The organism is Haloferax profundi (assembly GCF_001469865.1).
Classification (GTDB): Archaea; Halobacteriota; Halobacteria; order Halobacteriales; family Haloferacaceae; genus Haloferax; species Haloferax profundi.
Genome location: NZ_LOPV01000170.1, coordinates 1 through 12,595, shown reverse-complemented (window position 1 = coordinate 12,595; position 12,595 = coordinate 1). Strand labels below are relative to the sequence as shown.

Annotated in this window: 11 protein-coding genes and 1 pseudogene; 7 read left to right on the top strand and 5 right to left on the bottom strand. The window is 61.9% G+C overall.

The window, feature by feature from the left end:
- Window positions 1-31: 31 nt before the first annotated feature.
- Entirely contained in the window at window positions 32-547 is a 516-nt protein-coding gene (locus AUR66_RS08780) for a type IV pilin (RefSeq protein WP_058572068.1), read from the bottom strand.
- Between the two features lie 141 nt (window positions 548-688).
- On the opposite strand from AUR66_RS08780, the gene panB reads away from it, so the two are divergent.
- Window positions 689-1,498 carry a 3-methyl-2-oxobutanoate hydroxymethyltransferase gene (panB, locus tag AUR66_RS08775; RefSeq protein WP_058572067.1) on the top strand — a complete coding sequence of 270 codons (810 nt, stop codon included), beginning with the start codon at window positions 689-691 and terminating at the stop codon, window positions 1,496-1,498.
- 20 nt (window positions 1,499-1,518) lie between these two features.
- Here the strand turns inward: panB and AUR66_RS08770 are convergent, their stop codons facing one another.
- Entirely contained in the window at window positions 1,519-2,301 is a 783-nt protein-coding gene (locus AUR66_RS08770; RefSeq protein WP_058572066.1) for an alpha/beta fold hydrolase, read from the bottom strand.
- A gap of 344 nt (window positions 2,302-2,645) precedes the next feature.
- On the opposite strand from AUR66_RS08770, the gene AUR66_RS08765 reads away from it, so the two are divergent.
- Both AUR66_RS08765 and AUR66_RS08760 read left to right on the top strand, forming a co-directional pair.
- Window positions 2,646-2,897 (top strand): Hsp20/alpha crystallin family protein, encoded by a 252-nt coding sequence (locus AUR66_RS08765; protein ID WP_058572065.1) that lies wholly within the window; start codon window positions 2,646-2,648, stop codon window positions 2,895-2,897.
- On the top strand, window positions 2,898-5,162 hold the full coding sequence (locus AUR66_RS08760) for a CDC48 family AAA ATPase (RefSeq protein ID WP_058572064.1): 2,265 nt from the start codon (window positions 2,898-2,900) through the stop codon (window positions 5,160-5,162).
- Between the two features lie 357 nt (window positions 5,163-5,519).
- Here the strand turns inward: AUR66_RS08760 and bcp are convergent, their stop codons facing one another.
- Genes bcp through priS form a run of 3 tightly spaced genes read right to left on the bottom strand, consistent with a single transcriptional unit; the run spans window position 5,520 to window position 8,143 of the window.
- Window positions 5,520-5,978: a thioredoxin-dependent thiol peroxidase gene (gene bcp, locus AUR66_RS08755; protein WP_058572071.1), complete on the bottom strand. Its 459-nt coding sequence runs from the start codon at window positions 5,976-5,978 to the stop codon at window positions 5,520-5,522.
- A 36-nt stretch (window positions 5,979-6,014) separates the two neighbouring features.
- Window positions 6,015-6,989, bottom strand: coding sequence for a hypothetical protein (locus tag AUR66_RS08750; protein ID WP_058572063.1), 975 nt, complete (start codon window positions 6,987-6,989; stop codon window positions 6,015-6,017).
- Entirely contained in the window at window positions 6,986-8,143 is a 1,158-nt protein-coding gene (gene priS / locus AUR66_RS08745) for a DNA primase small subunit PriS (RefSeq protein ID WP_058572062.1), read from the bottom strand. Before priS ends, AUR66_RS08750 begins: the two co-directional genes overlap by 4 nt.
- A gap of 125 nt (window positions 8,144-8,268) precedes the next feature.
- Here priS and AUR66_RS08740 point away from each other — a divergent pair, with 125 nt between their 5' ends.
- From AUR66_RS08740 to AUR66_RS08725, 4 genes and pseudogenes are all read left to right on the top strand, one after another.
- A complete protein-coding gene (locus AUR66_RS08740) occupies window positions 8,269-9,255 on the top strand; it encodes an aldo/keto reductase (RefSeq protein ID WP_058572061.1) in 987 nt (328 codons plus the stop codon).
- Window positions 9,256-9,408: 153 nt separating this feature from the next.
- Window positions 9,409-10,947, top strand: coding sequence for a substrate-binding domain-containing protein (locus tag AUR66_RS08735; protein WP_157533042.1), 1,539 nt, complete (start codon window positions 9,409-9,411; stop codon window positions 10,945-10,947).
- 128 nt (window positions 10,948-11,075) lie between these two features.
- On the top strand, window positions 11,076-12,023 hold the full coding sequence (locus tag AUR66_RS08730) for a carbohydrate ABC transporter permease (protein WP_058572069.1): 948 nt from the start codon (window positions 11,076-11,078) through the stop codon (window positions 12,021-12,023).
- Between the two features lies 1 nt (window position 12,024).
- Window positions 12,025-12,595: pseudogene (locus tag AUR66_RS08725) on the top strand (carbohydrate ABC transporter permease); the annotation flags it as partial.

Here is a 12,595-nt window from a genome sequence, read left to right as displayed (position 1 = left end):
GACGGCGGGGGCTAATGCGTGCCGGTTCCGGTCAGCACTCCGAACTCGTCGACGACGGGTCTGTGGGAATCTCGTAGTCGACGAGCGTGCTCGACGACCCGTCGTCGTGTTCGATGACGACGCGGTACGTTTGGCCGGCCTCACAGATGGGGTCCAGTGCATCGTCTGTCCCGGCACCGTCGATGTGGGCGTACTCACCTGCTGGACCGACCACTGGACCGCCAGTCCAGATATCCTCCCACGCGACGCGGTTACCGCTCTCGTCGCTGACGAACACGTGGCTTCCGTCTTCGAGACTCCCGAACTCGTGGATGACGTTGATGTACGCCCCGTTCGCGCCGTTGCCCTCACCGGCGGGGTGGTACGCCACGTCGAACGAGAGTTGGGGTTGTGGTTCGACGAGTGAATCCTCGAACCCCATCACCATGACGCCGACCATCGTCGCGAGGAGGACGACGATGACGAGCATGAGTGAGACGCCGACGACTGGTGAGACGCCTCGGCGGTCGAGTGCTGGAGAGGCGAGGATGGTGTTTGGAGGGAGCATCCGTCGTCTGAGGCATCAGACGGCGAGAATAAAACAGTATTCCACGTCTTTGTCGAGGACTCCGCGTCGTGCGTGGTGGGTTGTCCCCCATCCACAGGGCGCAAGGGTGACGCTGATAAACCAGACGTGCGAACGGCCTGCATGGTCACGGTACGGGCCCTTCGGGCAAAGGCTGGAACAGAGCCGATTACGATGCTCACGGCGTACGACGCGCCGACTGCTGGCATCGTCGACGCCGCGGGAATCGACATCATCCTCGTCGGCGACAGCATGGGGAACACGTCGCTTGGGCACGAGTCGACGCTCCCGGTGACAGTCGAGGAGATGAAGAGTCGGACCGCAGCAGTGGCACGGGCGACTGACGACGCACTCGTCGTCGCCGACATGCCGTTCCTCTCGTTCGGCGTCGACGAAGCGGCGAGTATCGAGAACTGCGGACGAATGCTCAAAGAAGCGGACGCAGATGCGGTCAAGTTGGAGAGCGGCCCCCACACCGTCGACTTGACGGAGCGTCTCGTCCAACTCGGAATCCCCGTGATGGCCCACCTCGGCCTCACGCCACAACGCGTCAAGGAAGTCGGGTACAGCAGACAGGGAACTAGCAAAGAGAGTGCCCGCGAAATCCTCGACTTGGCGAAGGCACACGCGGACGCAGGCGCGTTCTCACTCGTCCTCGAACACGTCCCGGCGAACGTCGCAACGCAAGTCACAGAAGCAATCGACATCCCGACGATTGGCATCGGTGCCGGCCCCGACTGCGACGGACAGGTCCTCGTCATCGACGACGTGGTGGGCATGAGTGACCGCGTGCCGCCCTTCGCGGCCCAGTTCGGCGACGTGAAAGCCGAGATGGAGAAGGCAGTCGGCGCGTACCGCGACGCCGTCGAAGCACGCGAGTTCCCCGCCGACGAACACAGTCACGTCGAAGACGAGTTAGACGAGTTGTACTGAGCGAGAGACGCGTCTCGATTTTATTCGACGCGCCGGTCGAGGAACGACTTCACGGCCGCGTTGAACGCTCCCGGTTGTTCGAGCATCGCGAGGTGCGCCGCGTCTTCGATTGTCGCCATTTCGCAGTTCGGCATCTCTTCGGTGAGGAACTCGTGGTACGACGGCGGGGTCAGGCGGTCGTACTCGCCGACGAGTGCGAGCGTCGGGACCGTAATCTCGCCGAGTTGGTCGCGCACGTCGAAAGTGTGACACGAGCGGAAGTCGCGTCGAGTGACGGCCTGTCCGGCGTCGTACATGGCTTCTTTCGACCCCTCGACGAGTCGCCCGTCGTCCGTGTGGAACAGTTTGTCGTCCTCGTGGAGGAACGAGACGGCCTGGTCGAAGTCGTCGTCGAGCCAATTCAGTAAGTCGTCGAGGACGGCGAGTTTCGCGCCGGTCCCCGCGAGGACGAGTGCGTCGAGGTCGAGGTCGCGTTCCAGCGCGAGTGTCATGACGACTGCTCCGCCGAGTGAGTTGCCGACGAGGACGCTCGCGTCCGTCTCTTCGGCGACGGCGACGACGTCGTCCACGTACGCCGAGAGCGTCTCGTAGCCGGGTTCGGCGTCGACGTCGTCGCTCTCGCCGTGACCACTCAAGTCGACGGCCGCGACCGGATAGTCACCGGCGAGTCGGAACTGCCCGCGCCAGACGGCGTGGGAACCACCGCTGCCGTGAATACACAGTACTGTCGGCCCCTCACCGCCGGCGTCGCGGTAGCGATAGGCTGTCGTCCGTCCGTTGTGTTCTACCGTGGCCGCGTCCATACTGAAAAATCGTCGCCGCACGCGAATAAACCCCTACGAAGAGGGGATGTCGAAGCGAAGAGGGGACGACGAACGGACGGCGAACGGACGACGAACGGACGGCGAGCGGACGACGAACGGACGGCGAGCGGACGACGACAGCCAATTCTCCGGTAGGCGACCCTGACAGTCGCCGAGTGTGACGATAGGCCACTAGTTTGACGTTACTCCCCCGCGAATCGCATAACGAGGTGCGACGAGTGTGAACCGCAATACAACCGGAAAACGGGTATTTCCACGTCGTCACCCGATTTTGCGCAGAAAGATTTATATATTCAAAACGCTAACCTTGGGTTAGACTTATCATGAGCATGCAGCAATTCGCCGGCGGAAACGAGCGGTTCATTCGCCGGTACGAATACGAAGACAGCTGGGTCATCGCAGCTGATATCGGCCTCTCGGAAGACGAGATAGACGTCGATATCGTCGGTTCGACGGCAATCGTCGTGGCCGACACCGGCGACCACGTGACCGAGACGGAGTTCGAACTCCCCGCTGGCGGCGACGCCGACGTGGACGTTCGAAACGGCGTGCTCACCATCACCATCCAGAAATAAATGAAACTCACTGTCAAACCACTCAAACAGAAGGACGCTGGCCGTGGACTCGCCGCGATAGACCGTGCCGCCGCCGCCGAACTCGAACTCGAAGGGGGCGACTTCATCCGTATCGAAGGCCCCGACGGTGGCACCGCCATCGCACGCGTCTGGCCCGGGTACCCCGAAGACCAGGGGACTGGTATCGTCCGTATCGACGGGCGACTCCGCCAGCAGGCCGGCGTCGGTATCGACGACCGCGTCCAAGTCGAAAAAGCGGACGTGAAACCGGCCAAGCGCGTCACCATCGCGCTCCCGCAGAACCTCCGTATCGGTGGCAACATCGGGACGTACATCCGAGACAAACTCTCGGGGCAACCGGTTACGACGGGCCAGAACGTCCAGCTTCCGCTGGGCTTCGGGTTCATGAGTGCCTCCAGTCAGTCGGTCCCCATCAAAATCGCCTCCACCGACCCCGCTGGGACCGTCGTCGTCACCGATAGCACCGAGTTCCAGGTCAGCCAGAAACCCGCCGAGCAAATCAAAGAAACCGCGCCGAGCGGTGGCGACGGGCCGTCTGTGACCTACGAAGACATCGGTGGCCTCGACAAGGAACTCGAACAGGTCCGGGAGATGATAGAACTCCCGATGCGCCACCCGGAACTGTTCAAGCGCCTCGGCATCGAACCGCCGAAAGGCGTGCTCTTGCACGGCCCGCCGGGCACCGGGAAGACGCTCATCGCGAAGGCCGTCGCCAACGAAATCGACGCCTCGTTCCACACTATCTCCGGCCCGGAGATTATGTCGAAGTACTACGGCGAGTCCGAAGAGCAACTCCGTGAAATCTTCGAGGAGGCGACCGAGAACTCGCCCGCCATCGTCTTCATCGACGAAATCGACTCCATCGCGCCCAAGCGTAGCGAGGCCGGTGGCGACGTCGAACGCCGCGTCGTCGCCCAACTCCTGTCGCTCATGGACGGGTTGGACGAACGCGGCGAAGTGGTCGTCATCGGCGCGACCAACCGTGTCGATGCCATCGACACCGCACTCCGCCGTGGTGGCCGGTTCGACCGCGAAATCGAGATTGGCGTCCCAGACCGCGACGGCCGCAAGGAGATTCTCCAGGTCCACACGCGGAACATGCCGCTGTCGGACGACATCGACCTCGACGCGTACGCCGACAGCACCCACGGGTTCGTCGGTGCCGACCTCGAATCGCTGGCCAAGGAGTCGGCGATGCACGCACTACGTCGCATCCGCCCGCAACTCGACTTAGAGGCCGAAGAGATAGACGCCGAAGTCCTCGAGAACCTGCGCGTCACCGAGGACGACTTCAAGCAGGCCAGAAAGAGCATCGAACCCTCCGCACTCCGTGAGGTGTTCGTCGAAGTCCCCGACGTCAACTGGACCGACGTCGGTGGCCTCGACGACACAAAAGAGCGTCTCCGCGAGACCATCCAGTGGCCGCTCGAGTACCCCGAGGTCTTCCAGCAGATGGACATGGACGCCGCCAAGGGCGTCTTGATGTACGGACCGCCGGGGACCGGGAAGACGCTCCTCGCGAAGGCCGTCGCCAACGAGGCGGAGTCGAACTTCATCTCCATCAAGGGTCCCGAACTCCTGAACAAGTTCGTCGGGGAGTCCGAAAAGGGCGTCCGCGAAGTGTTCAAGAAGGCCCGCGAGAACGCCCCGACGGTGGTGTTCTTCGACGAAATCGACTCCATCGCGACCGAACGCGGCCGCGACTCGTCGAGTTCGGGCGTCACCGAACGCGTCGTCTCGCAACTCCTGACGGAACTCGACGGTCTCGAATCCCTCGAAGACGTGGTCGTCATCGCGACGACGAACCGGCCGGACCTCATCGACTCGGCGCTCCTGCGCCCGGGTCGGTTGGACCGCCACGTCCACGTCCCCGTGCCGGACGAAGACGCGCGCCGCGCTATCCTCGACGTCCACACCCGGAGCAAACCGCTGGCCGACGACGTCGACCTCGACAAAATCGCGTCGAAGACCGAGGGCTACGTCGGTGCCGACCTCGAAGCACTCGCTCGTGAGGCGTCGATGAACGCCTCCCGCGAGTTCATCCAGAGTGTGAAGAAAGAGGAGATAGACGAGAGCATCGGCAACGTCCGCGTGACGATGGAACACTTCGAGAACGCGCTCGACGAGATTCGCGCGAGCGTCACCGACGACGTGCGCCGCCGCTACGAGGAGATAGAAGAGCGCTTCCAGAAGAGCGAGGTCGAACGCGACCGCGAAACCGAAGTCGGCCGGACCTTCCAGTAAGGTCCGTCTCCCGGCAGCGGTCGGTGGTATTTGCCGACTGACTGCGACTGGTACTCGCCGACCGACTGCGACTGATGTCCGCCGACCGACTGCGACTGCGACCGGTGTTCAGCCGCCGACGTTCGTTCTCGACTGACACTCTTCGTCTTCTGTGATTCCGGCGGACCGATATGTTCTTATTACTCCTGTCTGCTATGTAGTGGTACCCACTGCTAGGGATAGTAAATTTTCAACGAGCTTCGCGTTTGTTTCACCGGAAATGCGGTGTGTCCCTCTCCGTTTGTAAAGATGGTACTCGGTGCGTAGTTGTCACTTCGGACTCGGGTGAAACCTCGTCGAAAACGCCGTACTCGAGCGTCAGTTGTCGATGTCGGCGAGAATCTCCTCGGCGTGTCCTTCGGGAGAGACGCCCTCGTAGACGTGTTCTATGGTCCCGTCGGGGCCGACGACGTACGTGTTGCGGAACACGCCGTCGAAGGTGTTGCCGAACATGTTCTTCTCGCCGTAGGAGTCGTACGTAGTCGAGACAGCACCGTCTTCGTCAGAGAGGAGCGAGAACGGGAGGTCGTACTTCTCGGCGAACGAGTCGAGGTCCGAGACGGGGTCGTCGCTGATTCCGAGGACGGTGATGTCGCGTTCGGTGAAGTCGTCCCACGCGTCGCGGAACCCGCACGCCTCCGTCGTACACCCCGGCGTGTCCGCTCGGGGGTAGAAGTAGACGACGACGTGTTCGCCGCGGAAGTCGGACAGCGAGACGGAGTCGCCGTGCTGGTCGGTGAGTTCGAAGTCGGGAGCATCGTCTCCGGGTGCGAGCATATCCACCGCTTTGGGTGGTGAGAAGAAGGGTGTTTCCTACTCGAGTTTCTCTGCGGCACCGCGCTCGACGAGGGGTTCTGCGTTGGCGGACGGGAGTGTCACCACGTCTTCGCGGGCGAGGTCGTACTCGCGTTCGTCGACGCCGAAGATTGTTCCCACGTCAGCGGTAATTCGGACCGTCTCTCGTTCGTCGACGAGACCCGAAAGCGGGTCGTCGTCTGAATCTGCGGTGGCATCTGAGTCGACTGCCGTGTTCGGTGCGGAGTCCGCCGGTTCGAGTCCCGGTTCTGACGGCGTCTCCGCCGCGGGTTCGCCGTCGCCGATGACCGCCGCCGCTTCGTCGGAAGGCCGGTCGATACCGGAGTCGTCGTCTGGTGCAGCAGCGTGTTCGTCGGCAGTAGTCGTCGAGTCACTCGAACCGGTGCCCATCGCGTCGGCGAGGACGTCGCCTGCATCGCCGGTGTCAGACCCGTCGAACGCCATCGTCTCCGGGTCGGGTTCGTCCGGTGGAATCGCGTGGTCGGACGACGGTGTCTCGGTGGCCTCCGGTTCGTCCTGCCGTACAGTCGGCTCGTCGGCCGAGACGGACCCTGCTGTGACGGCGTCTGTGGGCCCGTCGTTCGCGACGACGTCTTCGAGCGTCGAGAGGACGGTACTTCGGTTCTGTTCGATACGGGCGACCAGGTCGTCGAAGAGTCGTCTCTCTTCGTGGGTCAGACCCTCTGTCTCGGAGGACATCCCGGCCGCCGCGAAACTGGCGGCCTTCACGACTTTCCCGACTCGGCGCTCGTAAATCGACGTGACCACTTCTTCGGCGGTTTCGATTTCGTCGGTGATGCGCCGAATCTCCGGTGAGTAGTGGGTGCCGAGTTCCTCGGCTTTCTGATTGCGACGCGCCTTTTGCTCGGCGATGTACTCCGCGACGTCGTCGTAGAACGACTCGCGGAGATGCTGCAAGCTATCTTTCTGTCGCTCCGTCCGCAGCACACTCCTGAGGTCGTCTACGTTCATTCTGCCACCTTCTCTGCTCGACCGCGGGCCATGAGAAACACCCCGAGGCTTTCGCGTACTGACTGCACGCCCGACGCAAGTGTAAAGCTATCGTCATCGAAAGTCACCTCACCGGGGTCGGTGACTTTGACCGTGATGTCGCGGCCACGGAAGCGGTCTGGGACGGCGTCGACGAGTGGGTCGAAGTCCTCGATTTCGTCCCGGTCGAGGGGTTCGACCACGAGTCCAGACCCACCGTGGATGCTCTTCGGGAGGCGAATCAGGCGCTTCGTGTCCGTCGTCACGGGTTCGTCGATGGGCGACGTCTCGTCGGCGACGGTTTCGGTCGCAATCGCTTCGACTAGCGTCCGGACACCGGGACCGCCCGCTTCGACGTTCCCGGCGCGGATGGCGTCCGGGTTGTTCTGGAACGCCCCGAGGATGGTCTTCGCTCGCCCGTCGCCGATGCCGTCGAGTTCTTTCAGTCGTTCGAGTGCCGCCTCTTTTTCGAGGTCCATCAGGCCGTCGACGAACTGGAGGAGTCGGCGGTGCGTTCGTCTCCCCCACCCGCCCTCCGTTCGGAGGACGCGGCGGGTGGTCGTCCCGAACGCGCGTGTCTCGATGAGGCCGTCCACGTCGAGGTCGATTGCGCGGATGTAATCGACGATTTCGCGGCGTGCTTCGCTGTCGAGACGCCGAATCGACTCGTCGCGGACGTGGACGTGGTACCCGCGTCCCCCAGAGAAGACGGCTTGCATCTCGTCGAACGAGAAGTCGTCTTCGAGGAGGTCGAGGAGGTCTAAGAGAGCCTGTTTCCCCGCTTCGAGCATCTCGGCGTACGGCGTCTCCTCGGGGTCGACACCGGGGAGGTGGTCCGCGTCGATGTCGAAGACGAGGTCCGCTTCGCGCCATTCTTTGTCGTCCATCGTTGCCGCGCCGGGGTCGGCAAAGCGGGCCGACGAGAAGTAGACGTGCCGGGGCGCAGTGCGTGCGAGATAGTCGCTGAGGTCTCCTAAGTCGAGTAACGACTGGTGGCGGTGCATCCGTGTCCCGCCGGCAGACCACGGGATGACGCCCCACTCCCGTTCGCTCGGGGCGGGCGGGAGGGGAACGTCGGTGCTCCGGTAGTAGTCACCGAAGCGACCTTCGAGATACTCGCGAGTGCGCCCGTCCATACACCTCGGATTCCAGAGGCGGGGGTAAAGCGATTACGTCTCTGGGCGTCGGTGGGGATGTCTCTCACCGCTCTGGTCTTCTCACTGCACACACACTTTTGCCGGTCGTGCGTGTACGACCACGTATGACCGACATGCAGTACACGTACCTCGGAAACACCGGTCTCGAAGTCTCTCGATTCTGCCTCGGGTGTATGAACTTCGGGTCGGGTGCAGATTGGATGATGAACGACCGGGACGCCAGTCTCGAACTGCTCGACCACGCACTCGACGCGGGTATCAACTTCCTCGACACGGCGAACGCCTACTCTCGCGGTGAGTCAGAAGAGATAGTCGGCGAGGCCATCGCCGACCGCGACAGAGACGAACTCGCCATCGCGACGAAGGTGTACTTCCCGATGGGCGACGGCCCAAACAAGTCGGGTCTCTCGCGGAAGCACATCCTCGACCAGGCGCAGGCGAGTCTCGATAGACTCGGCACCGACTACATCGACCTCTACCAGATTCACCGCTGGGACGACCACGTCCCCATCGAAGAGACACTCTCTGCGCTCGACCACCTCGTCGACGAGGGACTCGTCCGCTACGTCGGTGCCAGCACCATGTCTGCCTACCAGTTTACGAAGGCGCTGTACACCGCGGACGTAGAGAATCTCGAACGGTTCGCGTGTATGCAACCGGAGTACAACGCAGTCGACAGACACGAGGAGGCGAACCTCCTTCCGGTCTGTGAAGGTGAAGAAATCGGAGTCATCCCGTGGTCACCGCTGGCGGGTGGGTTCCTCACCGGAAAGTACGAACGAGATAGTTCCATTCCCGCAGGCACACGCGCAGAAACGGATAAATACACCTCGAACCGCTTCAGCGACGAGAACTGGGACGTCCTCGACGAGATACGTGACATCGCCGAGAAGAAAGACGCGACACCGGCGCAGGTGTCGCTGGCGTGGTTGCTCCACAAACCCGTCGTGGATGCGCCAATCATTGGTCCCCGAAGCATCGAACACCTCGACGAGAACCTCGCTGCGCTCGATATCGACCTGACACCCGACGAGAGAGAACGTATCGAAGCGCCGAAGACGCCGCGGTGGCCTGCACCGGGCAAGGATTAAGTATCAACGGGGCGAAGTTTATCGACAACGTTGCAGTCGCTAGACTGATTGGGTTCCGGAGTGCTGACAATTTTGACAAGTAGTTTACTACAACAGCGGTAGTGGCTGCCACCAAAACTATAAATAATCACTAATTGTAGAGTACAAACTGTAATGGTTGATGCTGACTCACGCAAGGGCAAGCGGAACGGCGTCTCGCGACGCAGCTTCGTGAAGGCTGCCGGCGCATCTGGCGTCGCAGTTGGACTCGCTGGCTGTATTAGTACAGGCGGCGGCGATGGTAACTCAGGTAACGGCGGCGGCAACGGTGGTAGCGACGACACCGACACGCCGATCAACACCGAAGCGCCGACCGAAGACATCACGGTCCAGATTGCCGGCGACACTCGGATGGCCGACAACAGCGATGCGATCATCCAGTCCATGTACGACGCAGGACTGCCCGAGAACATCTCTGTCGAGATTATCGCCGGTTCGCAGGTGACCGACAACCGACAGGCACAGTACCAGCAGTGGCTGAACGGTGGCCGCGAAGAACCGACCCTTCTGATGATGGACAGCGGGTGGACGATTCCGTTCATCGCACGGGACCAACTGCAGAACCTCTCGCAGTCGCTCCCGAGCGAGATGACCTCCACCATCGAAGACGAGTACTTCCAGGCGAGTGTCGATACGGCGAAGGGTGCCGAAGGCGACCTCTACGGTGTTCCGCTCTTCCCCGACTTCCCGACGATGCAGTACCGCAAAGACCTGCTTCGAAACGCGGGCTACACCGACGAGGACTTCGAGACGTGGGCGACCGAGTCCATGTCGTGGGAAGAGTTCTCCGCGATCACGAAAGAGGCCATGGAGGCCAACCCCGACATCGACAACGGATTCACCTTCCAGGCGAACGTCTACGAGGGTCTCTCGTGCTGTGACTTCAACGAGTTCATGACCTCGTACGGTGGGACCTTCTTCGGTGGCCGAGAGAACCTCTTCGGCCCCGTCGGTGACCGACCGATTACGGTCGACGAAGAACCCGTCCTCAACTCCATTCGGATGGTCCGTACGCTCATCCACGGTGAGGACGACGAACACGCCCTCGACGGCATCACGGGCAACATCTCGCCCGAGGCCGTCCTGCAGTGGACCGAAGAGCCGTCCCGCAAGCCGTTCACGGGCGGAAACGCAATCATGCACCGCAACTGGCCGTACTCCATCACCATCAACGGTGCCGAGGACGTCTTCGGCGAGGACCTCGGTGTCATGCCGATTCCGTACGGTGTCACGCCGGACGAATCCGAGTACGAGGGTACCGGTGGCCCTGTCGCCGCCCTCGGTGGCTGGCACATGACGATGAACCCGAACGCCCCCGACGAGCAGAAGTCGGCAGGGGTTCAGGTCCTGAGAGCGATGATGGAGCCACAGTTCCAGCTCGACAACTTCGGTATCCAGGGATGGATTCCACCACGTCCGGAACTCCTCGATTCCGACGAGGCGCAAGAAGTGGACGTCATCGGTCGCTACCTCAGCGCCCTGAAGGTCGCTGGCGAGAACGCAATCCCGCGTCCGGTCACCGTCGTGTGGCCGCAGCAATCCGGAAAGGTTGCGCAGGAGGTCAACAACGCGTATGCACAGGAGAAGGCCCCCGAACAGGCGATGTCTGACCTCAAGTCGCAGCTCGAACAGATCGAGCAGAGTGCCTCGTAAACCTCGTCTTGGGTAAGACGTAATAATACCCACATACGTTATCAATTGTCATGGCTACTGAACAACAATCGGGGGAGGCACTCACAGAGTCCCAGCGAAGCGGCCCGTACGCATCGGCCGTCAACTGGATCGAGACGCTCTCGGAGACGCAGTTCGCGTACCTGCTTCTGACGCCCGCACTCATCCTACTGGGGGTAATCGCGATCTACCCGCTCGTGTCGACGTTCAGCATGTCGCTGTACGCCGACCAACTGACCGGGGCCGCACGACTGGGTGAGTTCGTTGGATTGCAGAACTACATCGACCTGTTCACCGGTGCGCGGGACTTCGCGCTCCCATCGGCCTTCCTCCCGACGTTCACGACTGAATTCCCGTTCGTTACAGACATCTACTCGAGTGCGCTGATGGTGACGCTCATCTTCACCGCGTTCAGTGTGCTCTTCGAAACACTCATCGGCTTCGGCCAAGCGCTCATCCTCGACCAGGACTTCCGTGGCCGCCGGTGGGTCCGCGTCGCTATCATCATCCCGTGGGCTGTGCCCATCGTCATTCAGGGGATGATCTGGTTCCTGATGTTCCAGCCGAACATCGGGTTCCTCGTCGGAACGACCGAAAACCCGGCTATCATGAACCAACTCGGCCTCATCGGAACGACGCCGCTGCGTGACACCGCAGACTCACTGTTCCTCATCATCGTGGCCGACGTCTGGAAGACGTCAGCGTTCATGGCGCTTCTCATCCTCGCCGGGATGCAGAGTATCGACCGCTCGCTGTACGACGTGGCGAAGGTCGCTGGCGCGTCGCGCTGGCAACAGTTCAAGCTGATTACCTTCCCGCTCATCCTGCCGACGGTGCTGGTCGCGATGCTGTTCCGCACCATCGACGCGATGCGCGTCTACGGTATCATCGAGACGATGGCAGGGTGTCAGACCGTGCCATCGCTCTCGTGTCTCGTCGTCACCACGTTCAACGCACCGCTGTACGGAACCTCGGCGACAGTGGCGTTCATCACCGCCGGTATCATCGCCATCGTGGTCTCCATCTACATCGTGAACTTCGCCAGTGAGGGAATCTAAGATGTCCAACGAACAATCCGGAATCGGCCTCGGTTCCGACGACGCAGAGATGAAGCGAGGACCGCTCGGACGCTGGGTCGGTAAGGCCATCAAGAACCCCGACAGGGTCTACCGAGCGATGTTCTACGTCGCGACGGTGTTCTTCCTCGTGACGACCCTGTTCCCGTTCTACTGGCTCTTGGTCATCGCGCTCACGCCGAACAACCTCATCACCGACATGGGGCTGGTCCCGAAGGGATTCAACCCCGAGGTGTTCATCACCATGTTCGAACGGGTGCCGTTCCACCTGTACATGTTCAATAGTTTCGTGTTGGGCATCACGACGACGATTATCGTGTTGCTCCTCGCGAGTCTCGCGGGATACGTCTTCGGACGACTCCGCTTCCCGGGGAAGGGGCTGTTGATGCTGGGCATCCTCGCTATCTCGTACTTCCCGCCGGCGGCGTTCCTCATCCCGCTGTTCGAACTGTTCACCGGGAACACCGCCATCAGCCTCGGCACAGTCACCATCTCGACGCCGGACCTGTTCAACACGCCGGCACCGATGGTCTTCCCGTTCAGCGCACTGTTCC